Genomic DNA, 14,074 nt, shown 5'->3' with positions numbered 1-14,074 from the left:
CCGGACCCAGGACGAACTGACCGCCGAGCGGGACCGGTCACGTGAGATCGCCCACGTTCTGGCGGCTCCGGACGCCCGTGCGAGCAGCGGCCGGGACGGGCGGGGCAGAACCATCGGAGTGATCGCTTCCGCGACGGAGGGGAGCGCGGTGGTCACCCTCGGCGGATACAGCACCCCGCCGGGCGGCCGAGTGCACCAGTTGTGGCTCATGCGCCCGGGCGCGCAACCACGCTCCCTGGGGCTCCTCAAAGGCGACACGCCCCTGGTCGCGACCAGTCTCGGCTCCTCAGCGACGTCACTGGCCGTAACCGTCGAGCCCGCCGGCGGGTCACCGCAGCCCACCACCCAGCCGATCGTCCAACTCGCCCTGAAATCTGTTGGATTCGGAGAGTAATCGGAGATACATCGTCAACCCCCTTATGGGGAAGGTGAATCCTGTGACCGCGATACACGAGTGCCCGGGCGGGGCGATAGGGTTAACCTGCCCGGGCCGGGTGGACTCGTACGGGTGGGGAGTGACATGGAACAGATAACAGTGCGCAGCAGGGCGAGGGTCCCTGCGATCACCTGCGGGAGCAGCGCGACCAGTTCGCGCCTCGACCGCCATCTGTCGGTGCTGGGCGGTCCTGCCGTCCCGCAGCGGGAGACGGTCGAGGCGACCTCGCTGATGCGTGAACTGACCGCGCGCCAGCCGCACGACCGCAGTGGAAGGGGAGCACGCGTGCGTCGCGTCTCGCTCTTCGCACCGCTGCGCCGACTGCGCCGCTCGCTGTTCGGCGGCAGGTAGGGGCCCGCGCTCGGGCGGTCACACCGCCCCCGGCGTCACGCTGCGCACTCGTCGTCCGTCATCCCCACGGCACGCAGCAGCGCCAGGTGTGTTCCCGAGCGCGGCACGCTCCCCCTCCCCCTGGTTCACCGCTCCCCGCGCGCGTACTGACGCACGGCCAGCGGCACGAAGATCCCGAGCAGCACCGCGCACCACATGAGCGACCCCGCGACGGGGTGGGCCACCGGCCAGGCCGCTTCGTCGGGTACCGGCGCGTTGCCGAACAGATCCCGCAGAGCCGTCGCCACCGCGCTGATCGGATTCCACTCGGCGACCGTCCGCAGCCACCCCGGCAGTCCCGTCGTCGGGATGTACGCACTGGACAGCAGCGGCAGCAGGAAGGTCGCCCCGCCCAGTTGACCGGCCGCCTCCTCGTTCCGGGTGAGCAGGCCCAGGTAGATCCCGGCCCAGGTGCACGCGAAGCGGAACAGCATCAACAGCCCGACGGCCCCCGCCGCTTCGAGGAGACCGCCCTCGATCCGCCAGCCCACCGCGAGCCCCACCAGCAGGAACGGCACCGTCCCGACGGCCGTGACCACCACGTCCGCCGCGGCCTGTCCGAGCGGTACGGCCGCCCGGCTCATCGGCAGCGTACGGAAGCGGTTCGTCACGCCCCGGTGCGTGTCCTGGGCCGCCTGGAACATGCCGGTCATGATGCCGCCCGCGGCGGTCGCCACCAGCAGGCCCGGCACGAGGAACGACCGGTACGCCTCGCCCGGCATCGCCAGCGCGCTGCCGAACACGTAGCCGAAGAACAGCAGCATGCTGACCGGCATCGTCTGAGTGAGGATCAGCAGCCCCGGGTTGTTCCGCATCCGCAGCAACTGGCGCCCCAGCATCGCGGTCCCGTCGTACGCCAGCATGCTCATGCCGCACGCTCCTTGTCGTCGGTCGTGGTGGTGGCCGTCGTGGTGTTCGTGAGGCGCAGGAACACGTCGTCCAGCGTCGGTGGCCGCAGGCTCACGTCGAGCAAGGGCACGCCCGCCGTGTCCAGGGCGCGCACCAGCAGCGGGAGGGTGAGTGTCGGGTCCTTGCTGACCGCGCCGACGGCGTTGCGCTCGTGGTCGAACGACGGCTGCGCGCCCGTGAGCCGGTCGAGCACGCCCGCCGCCCTCACGAGCGCGTCCGCGTCCGTCACGACGACCTCGGCGTGCGCCCCGACGAGCGCCTTGAGCTGCGCCGGCGACCCGGTGTGCGCGACCCGGCCCCGGTCCACCAGGGCGATGTCGTCGGCGAGCTGGTCGGCCTCCTCCAGGTACTGGGTGGTGAGGAGCACGGTCGTGCCCTCGGCGGTCAGATCGCGCACCGCGTCCCAGATGAGGTTGCGGCTCGCCGGGTCGAGGCCGGTCGTCGGCTCGTCCAGGAACAGCACGTCGGGGCGGCGGATCAGGCTCGCCGCCAGGTCCAGGCGGCGGCGCATGCCGCCGGAGTAGGTGGACGCGGGCCGGTCGGCGGCCTCCGTCAGCCCGAAGCGGTCGAGGAGTTCCGCGGTCCGGCCGGCCGGACCGCGCACCCGGTGCAGCCGGCCGAACAGCTTGAGGTTCTGGCGTCCGGTCAGGTCCCCGTCGATCGAGGTGTCCTGCCCGGTGACGCCGATCCGGCTCCGGACGGCTGCGGCCTCGCGGACGAGGTCATGGCCTGCGACCCGCGCGGAGCCCGCGTCCGGCCGCAGCAGCGTGGTCAGCAGCCGCACGGCCGTGGTCTTGCCCGCCCCGTTCGGCCCGAGGACCCCGCACACCGTGCCCTCGGCCACCGCGAGGTCCAGTCCGCGCACGGCACGGACCTGCCCGAACCGCTTCTCGAGACCCTCACTAAGTACAGCGTACGTAGAAGTCATGGCTCGACCATAGCGCACTACGTACGCTGTACGTAACTAGGATGGTGACCGAGGTGATGATCGATGGCGGGCCGAGCGGCCGTACCCGAAGTGATCTGGGCGCGCCCCGAGCGCACCGGCCGTGGGCCGAAACCGGCGTTCACCCGCGCCGGCATCGCGGCGGCGGCGGTGCGGATCGCCGACGCGGAGGGGCTCGACGGGGTGTCCATGCGGCATGTCGCCGCGGAGTTGGGCTGCGGCACGATGTCGCTGTACAACTACGTCCCCCGAAAGGAGGATCTGTACGAGCTGATGGTGGACGCCGTCGGTGCCGAGCACGAGATGTTCGAACCCACGGGCGACTGGCGCGCCGACATGCTCCGCAACGCGGAGGAGACGCGGGCCATCATGTACCGCCACACCTGGGTGCCGCGCCTGATGGCAGGGGTGCACGGCTTCAGCCCCAACACCCTGCGCTATCTGGAGCACTGCCTGGCCTGTCTCGAACCGCTCGACGTTCCGGCCGGTACGAAGACGGAGCTGATCGCGCTGCTCAACGGCATCGTGTCGACGTACACCGCGAACGACATCGCGACCGTCGAGCGCACCCGCTCCATGCCGTGGTCCGAGGAGGAGGAGAACGCGGTGCGTATGGCCTATCTGGGCAGCCAGGTCGCCACCGGCGCGTATCCGCGACTGGCAGCGGCCTTCATGGAGCAGAGCGGACCGGTCGATCTGGAGGCGGTGTTCCGGCGGGCGCTCGAACGCGTCCTGGACGCCTACGACCCCGACCTGCGCTAGGAGCTAGGAGCGATCCCGATCTGCGCTAGAGCAGCGCGAGCTGGCCTTCCGGGCCCTCCTCGGGGCCGTCCAGCACCGAGGCCGGCCGGCGGACCGCCGCCGGCACCGGGAGGAGGCCCGCCTCGCGGAGTTCGGTTGCCGTGATCGGGTCGGGGAGCGCCGGCTCGTCCAGGGGGCGCAGTTCGGCCAGCAGGGCGAGGACCGTGATCAGCTCGAGCAGCTCCGACGTCCAGGTCTGCGTCCAGGTCGCGGGGCGGATCGCCGCGAGGGTGCCCGGCTCGGCCTCGGTGACGCGCGCCGCGAACCACTGTTCCAGGACGCGGACCCCGCCCGCCTCGAAGTCCCAGGCCTCCGGCGGCACCGGGGAGATGCGGCCCTCGTCCATCAGCAGGGCCTCCTCGTCCCGGTCGTAGTCCAGGGCCAGGGGCCGGGAGGGCAGCGGGGAGCGGACGTAGGGGCGGCGGCCGCCGGGGAGCTTCGGGCGTTCGCCGTCGCGGCGCATCAGCCACAGCAGGCGGTGGCCCAGCTCCACACCCCGCGTCCACGCGTCGGTGTCAGCGGTGAGCGGGACGGTGAGGTCCGGGCGGGCCGTCGCCGTGATCCAGGCCAGTACGTCCAGCGGTGCGGGGGTGTCGCCCAGGCGGGTGCCCAGGTGCTCCAGCAGGCCGGGGGCCAGGTTGGGTTCCCGCCCTCCGGGCCGGCGGAACAGCGGGCGGACGCGGCCGGGGCGGAGCAGCGGGAGCAGTGAGGTGACGAGGAGGGGAGGCGCGAGGGCCGCGGGCGCCTCCACGACGAAGACCTGCCGTTCGTCCGCCACCCGCCACAGCTCCGGGCGGGCCGCGTCGATCAGCCGCTGGTCGGGGATCAGCCACTGTTCGTCGAAGGGAGCGTGCAGCACGCGCACCGGCTCCGGGCACGGGCCCGAGACGCGGAGCAGCTTCTCCGTGCCGCCCGCCCGGCCGGGCAACTGGCCGACCGCCGTGTGCAGCGTGCGCGAGCGGGTCGGCTCGAACAGGGTCTCGCGGTCGGGTCCCTCGGCCTTCACCAAGGCGTCCCAGCGGGCCTTGAGGGACGCCGCGTCGGGGGCCGCCGGCCAGCCCCGGCCGAGCCGCGGCGGTGCGACGGACCACGGCATGAGGTCCGCCAGCGGCGGAGCGTCGTCGTGCGTCACGCAGGGCATCGTACGACGCCCCCACCGGCGCGCGGGGCGGCCACTACGCGTCAAGGGTCACCGTGAAGGAGAACCGGTCGCCCCGATAGTGGATGACCGCCACGTCGAGGACCCGCCCCTTGGCGTCGTACGTCACGCCCGTGTAGTGCAGGATCGGGCTCAGCAAGGGAACTTGGAGCAGCTTCGCCGTCTCCGGGTCGGCGAGCCGAGCCTCCACCGTGTCCGTGATGCGGCTGATGTCCACCCCGACGACATCCCGCAGCACCTTGGTCATGGGCCATCGGACGAGGTCGTCCAGGTCGATCCGCGCGGCCAGTTCGGGACGGACATAGTTCCGGGCGTGGTTCGTCGGCTCACCCGTCTTCTCGTCGCTCCGCAGCCGGTGGTACGTCGAGACCTCCCGCACCTCCGGGAAGAACTCGGCGAGTTCACTCGGCACGGGGGCCGTGCCGTGGTCCAGCAGTTCGGTCGTCATGCCGGACTGCTGCGCCACGATCGCGTCCACCGAGCCGAGCAGACGGACCGGGGAACCCCTGCGCGCGTGCGGCTCGATGAAGGTGCCCCGCCGGCGGTGGCGGGTGATCAGCCCCTCGTCCTCCAGCTCCTTCAGCGCCTGCCGCATGGTCAGCACGCTCACGCCGTAGTGCCCGGCCAGCTGCTCCTCGGTGGGCAGGCGCAGCGGGTCCTGGGGCGAGCGGCCGAGGATCGACGCGCGCAGTGACTGCGACACCTGGTACCAGAGCGGCAGCTTGCGGTTCAGGACGATCGAGTCCGGAGCGAAGGAGGTCACGGGCCATCCGTACCGGTCAGGGGTGTTCAGTGCAAGGGACGGAAGTGCCGCTCCAGGCCCTGCCAGACGTCGTCATAACGCTGTTGGAGGTGTTCCGCCCGGGCCGCGTGCGGTGTGAGGGTCAGCGGCCAGCGGGTCTCGAACATGAACGCCAGTCCGTCGTCGATCTTCTGCGGCCTCAGCTCGGCGGCGCTCGCCCGGTCGAAGGTCTCCCGGTCCGGGCCGTGCGCCGACATCATGTTGTGCAGCGAACCGCCGCCCGGCAGAAAGCCTTCCGCTTTCGCGTCGTACGCGCCCTCGATCAGGCCCATGTACTCGCTCATCACGTTCCGGTGGAAGTACGGCGGACGGAAGGTGTCCTCGCCCACCAGCCAGCGCGGCGCGAACACCACGAAGTCGACACCGGCCAGGCCCGGGGTGTCCGACGGGGACGTCAGCACCGTGAAGATCGACGGGTCCGGGTGGTCGTAGGTGATGGTGCCGAGCACATTGAAACGGCGCAGGTCGTAGACGTACGGCACATGGTTGCCGTGCCAGGCGACGACATCGAGCGGGGAGTGGTCGTAGGTGGCCGTCCAGAGGTTGCCGCAGAACTTGTTCACCACCTCCACCGGGCCCTCGACGTCCTCGTACGCGGCGACAGGGGCGCGGAAGTCCCGGGGGTTGGCGAGCCCGTTCGCGCCGATCGGGCCCAGGTCGGGGAGGCGGAAGGGCGCGCCGTAGTTCTCGCACACATAACCTCGGGCCGAGGCGTCCAGCAGCTCCACACGGAAGCGGACCCCACGCGGGACGAGCGCGACATGGCCCGGCTCCACATGGAGCAGACCGAACTCCGTGCGCAGCAGCAGCCCGCCGCGCTCCGGGACGATCAGCAGCTCGCCGTCGGCGTCGCTGAACACCCGCTCCATCGAGGCGTTGGCGGCATAGAGGTGCACGGCGACGCCGGTGCGCTGGGTGGCGTCGCCGTTGCCGCCCAGCGTCCACAGTCCGGCCAGGAAATCGGTCTCGGGGGCCGGGTCGGGAAGGGGATTCCAGCGCAGGCGGTTCGGGTCGGGCACGGTCTGGGTGAAGGGAGCGGTGCGGATCGAGCCGTTGTGGGCCCGGGTGAACGCCGGGTGCGCGGCCGACGGGCGGATCCGGTACAGCCATGAGCGGCGGTTGTGGGACCTCGGCTCGGTGAAGGCCGTGCCGCTCAGCTGCTCCGCGTACAGCCCGAGCGGGGCTCGCTGGGGTGAGTTGCGGCCCTCGGGCAGCGCGCCCGGGACGGCCTCGGAGCCGTGCTCGTTGCCGAAGCCGGAGAGATAGGTCAGCCCTTCGGCGGTCTTCCGCACGTCCGAACCCATGATCGCTGCTCCCTTGCCGTCCGATTCCTATGCAACACCGTAGGATTGCGTTTTCCCCTGCGCAAGAGGGACACGCGCCCTCCTCTCGAGGGATGACCTGAACCCGACTTGAGGACGATCCGCCGAGTCGGACGCGCGTTCTACGCTCGCGGACATGTCGTGGACACGTGGACCTCTCACCCTGCTCGCGGTCTGCGTCCTGCTGGCCGGAGCCGCGGGCTGCGGCTCCGGTGATGCGCGGGAGCGGGGGAGCGGGGTCTCGCCCACACCCGTGGGCACGCTCCTGGAGGACCGGGACCCGGAGGGGCGCCCCTACCGTCAGGTGGCCCGGCGGGACGCCCCCGACGTCGGCATCGAGGTGCAGCCCGACGCGGCCGGCGGCTGGGACGTCCGGCTGACCGTCCGGAAGTTCCGTTTCTCGCGGGCGGGTGCCGCGGATGCGGCGGTGGCCGGGCGCGGACTCGCGCACCTCTATGTGGACGGCCGCCTCGTCACCCGGCTCCGCGCCTCCGAGTACCGGCTGGCCGCTCACCTGGTGCCGCGTGGCACGCACCACGTCACGGCCCGTCTCTACGCCGACGACGGCACCCCCTGGGCGGTGGACGGCAGGCCGGTGGAGAGCACGGCCGACATCACCGCGTCGGAGCCCGGCCCGGGTGCGCCGCCGAGTGCGACCGCCCCGGGGGAAGCGCGGACGCATGCGGCGGACGCCCGGTCCCGGATCGGGGGGCGAGGTTCACCGGACCGCGCCGGAAAGGCATCATGAAGCCCGTGCCCCACGCGACATCGCTCCGTCGTGCGCCCGTGCAGCGGCGCAGTGCCGAACGCCTGACCAGGATCCTCGACGCCTGCGCCGACCTTCTCGACGAGGTCGGCTACGACGCCCTGAGCACCCGCGCCGTCGCCCAGCGGGCCGGCGTCCCCATCGGCTCCGTCTACCGCTTTTTCGGCAACAAACGCCAGATGGCCGACGCGCTGGCCCAGCGCAACCTCGAGCGGTACTCCGCCCGCGTCACCGAGCGCCTGGGGGAGACGGGTGACGGGGACTGGCGCGTGGCCATGGACGCCGTGCTCGACGAGTACCTGGAGATGAAGCGCACCGCGCCCGGCTTCTCCCTCGTCGACTTCGGCAATCAGATCCCGGTCGGCTCCCGCCACACCGAACCCAACCACCGCGTCGCCGACCGCCTCACCGAACTCCTCTCCGGCTACCTCGACCGCGAGCCCGACGAGGAACTGCGCCGGGTGTTCCTCATCGCCGTCGAGACCGCCGACACACTCGTGCACCTGGCGTTCCGGGTCGCGCCGGAAGGCGATCCGAAGATCATCGAGGAGATGCGGGAGATGCTCCGGGCGTATTTGTCCCGGGTGCTCGACTGACCCGATGCCGTCAGGGCCTCCCCTCCGTGCATACCGGTCGGTATGCTCGGGCGCGTTCGCGCGTCACCGCAGCCGCCGCCCCTGGAGGACCCGTGTCCCGCACCGCCCTGCGTATCTGTCCCTTGTGCGAGGCCACCTGCGGCCTGACCCTCACCATCGAGGGGACGCGCGTCACCCGTGCCCGAGGTGACCGCGACGACGTGTTCAGCGAGGGGTTCATCTGTCCCAAGGGCGCCTCCTTCGGGGCCGTCGACTCCGACCCCGACCGGCTGCGCACCCCGCTGGTGCGCAGGGACGGCGAGCTGCGCGAGGCCACCTGGGAGGAGGCCTTCGACGCTGTCGCCGCCGGTATACGTCCGCTCGTCGAGCGCCACGGCCCGAACTCCGTCGGCGTCGTCCTCGGCAACCCCAACGTGCACACCATGGCCGGCGCCCTCTACCCGACGGTGCTGCTGGCCGGACTGGGCACCCGCAGCGTCTTCACCGCCTCCACGGTCGACCAGATGCCCAAGCACGTCTCCAGCGGACTGCTCTTCGGCGACGCGAACGCCATCCCCGTGCCCGACCTGGACCACACCGACCATCTGCTGCTGATCGGCGCCAACCCGCTGGAGTCCAACGGCAGTCTGTGCACCGCCCCCGACTTCCCGGGCAAGCTCAAGGCGCTCAAGGCTCGTGGCGGCACCCTCGTCGTCATCGACCCGCGGCGCACCCGGACCGCCAAGCTCGCCGACCGGCACATCGCCGTGCGGCCCGGCACCGACGCGCTGCTGCTGGCGGCGATGGCGCAGGTGCTCTACGCCGAGGGCCTCGTCGAGCCGACCCCGCACGTCCAAGGTGTCGAGGAACTGGCCGACGCCCTGCGGGAGTTCACCCCCGAGGCAGTCGCCCCGGCCTGTGACGTCGACGCCGGCCTCATCCGCACCCTCGCCCGCGAACTCGCCGCCGCCCCCACCGCCGCCGTATACGGCCGCATCGGCAGCTGCACCGTCCCGCACGGCACCCTGGCAAGCTGGCTCGTCGACGTCCTGAACGTCCTCACCGGCAACCTCGACCGGCCGGGCGGCGCGCTCTTCCCGCAGGCCGCCACCGACAGGACCCCGCGCCCCGCGGGACCGGGCCGCGGCTTCGCCCTCGGGCGCTGGCTCTCCCGGGTGAGCCGGCACCCCGAAGCGAAGGGCGAGCTGCCCCTGTCGGCCCTCGCCGAGGAGATCGACACCGCCACCGAGGAAGGCGAGCCGGTCCGCGCGATCATCGCCGTCGCCGCCAACCCCGTCCTGTCCGCGCCCGACGGCGACCGGCTCGACAAGGCGCTCGACTCGCTCGACTTCATGGTCAGCGTCGACCCGTACCTCAACGAGACCTCACGCCACGCCCACGTCGTGCTGCCCCCGCCCCCGCCCTCCCAGAGCCCGCACCACGACTTCGCCTTCAACACCCTCGCCGTACGCAACCAGGTCCGCTACACCCGCCCCGCGGTCCCGCTGGAACCCGGCCGCATGGCGGAGACGGAGATCCTGGCCCGGCTGATCCTCGCCGTCACGGGCATGCACGGAGCCGATCCCGCCGCCGTCGACCACATGGTCATCGACCAGACCCTCGGCAAGGCGGTCGAGGAATCCCACTCGCCCGTATGCGGCCGCGACCCCCGCGAGCTCGCCGCACAGCTCACCGGCGACACCGGCCCCGAACGACGGCTGGACATGATGCTCCGCCTCGGCCCCTACGGCGACGGCTTCGGCGCACGACCGGACGGGCTCACCCTGGAGAAGCTGCTCGCGCATCCGCACGGCCTCGACCTCGGCCCGCTGCGGTCCCGGCTCCCGCAGCCGCTGAAGACCCGCAGCGGCCTGGTGGAGCTGCTGCCGGGGCCGATCGCGGGGGACCTGCCCCGCCTGCGCGCGGCCCTGGCCGAACGCCCCGAGGGGCTCGTCCTGGTCGGCCGCCGTCATCTGCGCTCCAACAACAGCTGGATGCACAACGTGCCCGCCCTCACCGGCGGCTCCAACCGCTGCACCCTGCACATCCACCCCGAGGACGCCGAACGGCTGGGCGTGACGGACGGGGCGCCGGTACGGGTGAAGGGCGCCGGGGGAGAGGTGACCGCACCGGCCGAGGTCACGGACGCCGTCCGCAGGGGTGTGGTGAGCTTGCCGCACGGCTGGGGCCACGACCGGCCCGGGACCCGCCTCAACCACGCCTCGACCGACCCCGGCGTCAACGTCAACCAGCTTCTCGACGGCCGTCTGCTCGACCCTCTGTCGGGCAACGCGGTCCTCAACGGAGTGCCCGTCGAATGCGCCCCGGAGGCCGAAAATCTCATGCCCCTGACCTGAGCAAAGCTGTGACCAGCAGTTCTGCGCTTATTGCTCGCACGTCAACGTCTTGTTAACGCTGCTTGACGGCACCTAACGTCTCGGACACCGCCGGCCCTGGTGGAATGTTCAAGGGCGAACGTTAGGTACCCACTCATGCTGACCATCCTCGGCTTCGCCATGATCGCGACCTTCCTGGTCCTGATCATGATGAAGAAGATGTCGCCGATCGCGGCGCTCGTGCTGATTCCCGCTCTCTTCTGCGTGTTCGTCGGCAAGGGCGCCAAGCTCGGCGACTACGTCCTCGACGGCGTGACCGACCTCGCCCCCACCGCGGCGATGCTCATGTTCGCGATCGTCTACTTCGGTGTGATGATCGATGTCGGTCTCTTCGACCCGATCGTCCGCGGGATCCTCAAATTCTGTAAAGCGGACCCGATGCGGATCGTCGTGGGCACCGCCCTGCTCGCGGCGATCGTCTCGCTGGACGGCGACGGCTCCACCACCTTCATGATCACCGTCTCGGCGATGTACCCGCTGTACAAGCGCCTGAAGATGAGCCTGGTCGTGATGACCGGTGTCGCCGCGATGGCCAACGGTGTGATGAACACCCTCCCCTGGGGCGGCCCGACCGCCCGCGCCGCGACCGCGCTCAAGCTCGACGCCAGCGAGATCTTCGTCCCGATGATCCCGGCGCTCCTGGTGGGTCTGCTCTTCGTCTTCGGCCTCTCCTACGTGCTCGGTGTGCGTGAGCGCCGGCGGCTGGGCATGCTGACGCTGGACGAGGTGCTGGAGGAGGAGAAGGAGAGCGAGACGGTCCTCGTCGGCTCCGGCGGCTCCGGTGACGCCGGCGACGGCAAGGTCTCCATGCGCAAGGGCGGCGGCACGGGTGCCGGCACCGACGCGGGCGCGGGCTCCGGCAGTGGCACCGACGCCGAGGACGACACCGAGGACGACCGCTTCCAGGGTCTCGACCCGAACCGGGCCACCCTGCGCCCCAAGCTCTACTGGTTCAACGCGCTGCTCACGGTCGTCCTGCTCACCGCCATGATCATGGAGTGGCTGCCGATCCCGGTGCTGTTCGTGCTCGGTGCCGCGCTGGTCCTGACCGTGAACTTCCCGCACATCCCCGACCAGAAGGCCCGCCTGGCCGCCCATGCCGAGAACGTCCTGAACGTCTCCGGCATGGTCTTCGCCGCCGCGGTCTTCACCGGCGTCCTCCAGGGCACCGGCATGGTCGACAACATGGCCAAGTGGATGGTGGACGTCATCCCCGAGGGCATGGGCCCGCACATGGCCATCGTCACCGGTGTGCTGAGCCTGCCGCTGACGTACTTCATGTCGAACGACGGCTTCTACTTCGGTGTCCTGCCCGTCCTCGCCGAGGCCGGTGCCGCGCACGGTGTCTCCCCGGTGGAGATGGCCCGCGCCTCGCTGGTCGGCCAGCCGCTGCACATGTCGAGCCCGCTCGTCCCGGCCGTCTACGTCCTGGTCGGCATGGCCAAGGTGGAGTTCGGCGACCACACCAAGTTCGTCGTGAAGTGGGCCGCCCTCACCTGCTTGGTCATCCTCGGGGCGGGCATCCTGTTCGGCATCATCTGACGTCGCTCGATTGACCTCGCTCGATTGATGTTGCTGGATTGATGTTGCTGGATTGATGTTGTTCGATCCCCGTTGGAGGACATCGTGAGGCCCGGTGGGAACCGCGGCTGGCTGCTCCGCCTCGTCATCGCCTTCAGCTTCGCGCAGGCGGCGGTGTCGATGGCCCGGCCCGCCGTCTCCTACCGGGCCCTCGCGCTGGGCGCGGACGAACGCGCGGTCGGCGTGATCGCCGGTGTCTACGCGCTGCTTCCGCTGTTCGCCGCCGTCCCCCTGGGCCGCCGTACCGACCACGGCCGCTGCGCGCCCCTGCTGCCGTTCGGCGTGGTCCTCATCTCCGGCGGCTGCGCCCTCAGCGGCGTCGCCGGCTCCCTGGGGACGATGGCCCTGTGGAGCGGGGTGATGGGCCTCGGCCACCTCTGCTTCGTCATCGGCTCCCAGTCCCTCGTCGCCCGCCAGTCGGCGCCGCACGACCAGGACCGCAACTTCGGGCACTTCACCATCGGCGCCGCGCTCGGCCAGTTGGTCGGCCCCATCGCGGCGGGCGCGCTGATCGGCGGCGAGGACATGGCGGGCACCAGCGCGCTCGCCCTGATCGCGGCGGGCGGGGTCGCCGCTGTCTCGTTCACCTCCCTGTGGCGCATCGAGCACCGCCGTACGGCGGCCACGTCACGCGCGGACAAGGGCGACCGGGTCCCGGTCCGGAGCATCCTGCGCACCCGGGGCGTGCCCGCAGGCATCCTCATCAGCCTCGCCGTGCTGTCCGCGACCGACATCCTCACCGCATACCTCCCGGTGGTCGGCGAGCACCGGGGCATCGCCCCGTCCGTGATCGGCGTCCTGCTCAGCCTGCGCGCGGCGGCCACCATCGCCTGCCGCCTGGTGCTCACGCCCCTGCTGCGGCTGCTCGGCCGGACCATGCTGCTCACCGTGACGTGCCTGCTGGCGGCCCTGCTGTGCGCGGGCATCGCCCTGCCGGTGCCGGTGTGGGCGCTCGGTCTGCTGCTCGCACTGCTCGGCTTCTGCCTGGGCGTCGGGCAGCCGCTGTCCATGACGACGGTCGTCCAGGCCGCACCCGACGAGGCCCGCTCAACGGCCCTCGCCCTGCGTCTGACCGGCAACCGGCTCGGCCAGGTCGCCGCGCCCGCCGCGGCCGGGCTGATCGCCGGGGTCGCGGGGGTGGCGGCGCCGTTCGTGATGCTGGGGGTGCTGTTGCTGGTGTCGTCGGGGGTCGCGGTGCGGTCGCCGCGGGAGCCGGAGCCGGAGCCGGAGCCGGAGCCGGACGAGGCGGGCGGAGCGGACTCCGAACCCAGCCGGAACGGGATGCCGTTGGGCCGGAAGAGCGACATCTGACGCGTCGTGGGCGGTGCTCCGGCGTTTCCGGGTGACATGTGGCAGATAGTCAGGTGACGAGGTGTTTGTATGAAAATCATCTGACTTGGAGGCATGTTCATGCCCGTCGTACCCCTCGCACGCCGTGCCGGCACCCGCACCGCCGTTCTCGCTGCTCTCACCGTCGCCGGGACCACCCTGAGCGGGGTGCCCGCTGTCGCCGCTCCGGGGGACAACGGGGACGTCAAGATCCACGCCACCGAGACGGCCGCCGGTGATCGCCGCAACGATCCGAAGGTCTGCGACTTCTACCTCGCCGCGTTCGACTTCGAGGCGGGCGAGACGGTCAACTGGACCATCCAGGCCCTGCCCGAGGTGCCGGCCAAGAGCGGCTCCGTCACCCTCGACGCGGCCGGTGCGGGCCGCAGTCCGCTCATCGACCTGCCCAACGGCCAGTACAAGCTGACGTGGCTCACCGACCGGGCCCACGGCGCGGGCAAGTTCAAGGTGTTCCAGGTCTCCTGCCCGGACTCCAAGGCCACCATCACCCCGAACGGCGGCGCGCCGGCGGGTGGTGGCGGCATCGCCCGTGCCGAGGCCTTCACACCGGTCGCCGGCGCCGCCGCCGTCGGCCTGGCCGCCGTCGCCGGAGCGGTCTGGTTCCGCCTCCGCCGCCGCCCCCATGGCGCGGCGTAGGACAC

At 71.5% G+C, this 14,074-nt stretch carries 14 protein-coding genes; 9 read left to right on the top strand and 5 right to left on the bottom strand.

Annotated features, from left to right (window positions below; genetic code table 11):
• Window positions 1-394 (top strand): anti-sigma factor (locus tag ACFTZL_RS28090; RefSeq protein ID WP_382588153.1); only part of this gene is annotated, 394 nt, incomplete at its 5' end.
• Window positions 395-520: 126 nt separating this feature from the next.
• On the top strand, window positions 521-787 hold the full coding sequence (locus tag ACFTZL_RS28085) for a hypothetical protein (protein WP_184562045.1): 267 nt from the start codon (window positions 521-523) through the stop codon (window positions 785-787).
• A gap of 125 nt (window positions 788-912) precedes the next feature.
• Here the strand turns inward: ACFTZL_RS28085 and ACFTZL_RS28080 are convergent, their stop codons facing one another.
• Complete coding sequence (locus ACFTZL_RS28080; protein ID WP_382588151.1) at window positions 913-1,695, bottom strand: ABC transporter permease; 783 nt, start codon at window positions 1,693-1,695, stop codon at window positions 913-915.
• The gene (locus ACFTZL_RS28075; protein WP_382588149.1) at window positions 1,692-2,663 is read right to left on the bottom strand and encodes an ATP-binding cassette domain-containing protein; all 972 of its coding nucleotides are present in this window, start codon (window positions 2,661-2,663) and stop codon (window positions 1,692-1,694) included. Before ACFTZL_RS28075 ends, ACFTZL_RS28080 begins: the two co-directional genes overlap by 4 nt.
• A gap of 63 nt (window positions 2,664-2,726) precedes the next feature.
• Between ACFTZL_RS28075 and ACFTZL_RS28070 the strand changes: the two genes are divergently transcribed.
• A complete protein-coding gene (locus ACFTZL_RS28070; RefSeq protein ID WP_382588147.1) occupies window positions 2,727-3,443 on the top strand; it encodes a TetR/AcrR family transcriptional regulator in 717 nt (238 codons plus the stop codon).
• 25 nt (window positions 3,444-3,468) lie between these two features.
• On the opposite strand, the gene ACFTZL_RS28065 is transcribed toward ACFTZL_RS28070, so the two are convergent.
• The 3 genes from ACFTZL_RS28065 to hmgA are packed head-to-tail and all read right to left on the bottom strand — an operon-like array spanning window position 3,469 to window position 6,747.
• Window positions 3,469-4,623, bottom strand: a complete 1,155-nt coding sequence (locus ACFTZL_RS28065) for a type ISP restriction/modification enzyme (RefSeq protein WP_382588145.1) — start codon at window positions 4,621-4,623, stop codon at window positions 3,469-3,471.
• A gap of 34 nt (window positions 4,624-4,657) precedes the next feature.
• The gene (locus tag ACFTZL_RS28060) at window positions 4,658-5,404 is read right to left on the bottom strand and encodes a GntR family transcriptional regulator (protein ID WP_382588143.1); all 747 of its coding nucleotides are present in this window, start codon (window positions 5,402-5,404) and stop codon (window positions 4,658-4,660) included.
• Window positions 5,405-5,430: 26 nt separating this feature from the next.
• Window positions 5,431-6,747 carry a homogentisate 1,2-dioxygenase gene (gene hmgA / locus ACFTZL_RS28055; RefSeq protein ID WP_382588141.1) on the bottom strand — a complete coding sequence of 439 codons (1,317 nt, stop codon included), beginning with the start codon at window positions 6,745-6,747 and terminating at the stop codon, window positions 5,431-5,433.
• A 154-nt stretch (window positions 6,748-6,901) separates the two neighbouring features.
• Between hmgA and ACFTZL_RS28050 the strand changes: the two genes are divergently transcribed.
• From ACFTZL_RS28050 to ACFTZL_RS28025, 6 genes are all read left to right on the top strand, one after another.
• A complete protein-coding gene (locus ACFTZL_RS28050; RefSeq protein ID WP_382588139.1) occupies window positions 6,902-7,513 on the top strand; it encodes a hypothetical protein in 612 nt (203 codons plus the stop codon).
• On the top strand, window positions 7,510-8,127 hold the full coding sequence (locus ACFTZL_RS28045; RefSeq protein ID WP_382588137.1) for a TetR family transcriptional regulator: 618 nt from the start codon (window positions 7,510-7,512) through the stop codon (window positions 8,125-8,127). The genes ACFTZL_RS28050 and ACFTZL_RS28045 overlap by 4 nt, the downstream gene beginning before the upstream one ends.
• Window positions 8,128-8,219: 92 nt before the next feature.
• Window positions 8,220-10,463, top strand: coding sequence for a molybdopterin oxidoreductase family protein (locus ACFTZL_RS28040; protein WP_382588135.1), 2,244 nt, complete (start codon window positions 8,220-8,222; stop codon window positions 10,461-10,463).
• Between the two features lie 135 nt (window positions 10,464-10,598).
• The gene (locus ACFTZL_RS28035; RefSeq protein ID WP_382588133.1) at window positions 10,599-12,044 is read left to right on the top strand and encodes a CitMHS family transporter; all 1,446 of its coding nucleotides are present in this window, start codon (window positions 10,599-10,601) and stop codon (window positions 12,042-12,044) included.
• 84 nt (window positions 12,045-12,128) lie between these two features.
• Window positions 12,129-13,394 carry an MFS transporter gene (locus tag ACFTZL_RS28030; protein WP_382588131.1) on the top strand — a complete coding sequence of 422 codons (1,266 nt, stop codon included), beginning with the start codon at window positions 12,129-12,131 and terminating at the stop codon, window positions 13,392-13,394.
• Window positions 13,395-13,487: 93 nt separating this feature from the next.
• Entirely contained in the window at window positions 13,488-14,069 is a 582-nt protein-coding gene (locus ACFTZL_RS28025) for a hypothetical protein (RefSeq protein ID WP_382588129.1), read from the top strand.
• Window positions 14,070-14,074: the final 5 nt, after the last annotated feature.

It is taken from the genome of Streptomyces sp. NPDC056948 (genome assembly GCF_042674225.1).
Taxonomy (GTDB): domain Bacteria; phylum Actinomycetota; class Actinomycetes; order Streptomycetales; family Streptomycetaceae; genus Streptomyces; species Streptomyces purpurascens.
Note: the sequence above shows the minus strand (reverse complement) of the source record. Positions and strands in the feature narration are given on the sequence as shown.

Bases quoted from the DNA above. Each gene is read 5' to 3' on its own strand.
- ACFTZL_RS28070 (WP_382588147.1), top strand. From the start codon at position 2,727: ATGGCGGGCCGAGCGGCCGTACCCGAAGTGATCTGGGCGCGCCCCGAG.
- ACFTZL_RS28025 (WP_382588129.1), top strand. From the start codon at position 13,488: ATGTTCATGCCCGTCGTACCCCTCGCACGCCGTGCCGGCACCCGCACC.
- ACFTZL_RS28045 (WP_382588137.1), top strand. From the start codon at position 7,510: ATGAAGCCCGTGCCCCACGCGACATCGCTCCGTCGTGCGCCCGTGCAG.
- ACFTZL_RS28080 (WP_382588151.1), bottom strand. From the start codon at position 1,695: ATGAGCATGCTGGCGTACGACGGGACCGCGATGCTGGGGCGCCAGTTG.
- ACFTZL_RS28085 (WP_184562045.1), top strand. From the start codon at position 521: ATGGAACAGATAACAGTGCGCAGCAGGGCGAGGGTCCCTGCGATCACC.
- ACFTZL_RS28050 (WP_382588139.1), top strand. From the start codon at position 6,902: ATGTCGTGGACACGTGGACCTCTCACCCTGCTCGCGGTCTGCGTCCTG.
- hmgA (WP_382588141.1), bottom strand. From the start codon at position 6,747: ATGGGTTCGGACGTGCGGAAGACCGCCGAAGGGCTGACCTATCTCTCC.
- ACFTZL_RS28075 (WP_382588149.1), bottom strand. From the start codon at position 2,663: ATGACTTCTACGTACGCTGTACTTAGTGAGGGTCTCGAGAAGCGGTTC.
- ACFTZL_RS28065 (WP_382588145.1), bottom strand. From the start codon at position 4,623: ATGCCCTGCGTGACGCACGACGACGCTCCGCCGCTGGCGGACCTCATG.
- ACFTZL_RS28035 (WP_382588133.1), top strand. From the start codon at position 10,599: ATGCTGACCATCCTCGGCTTCGCCATGATCGCGACCTTCCTGGTCCTG.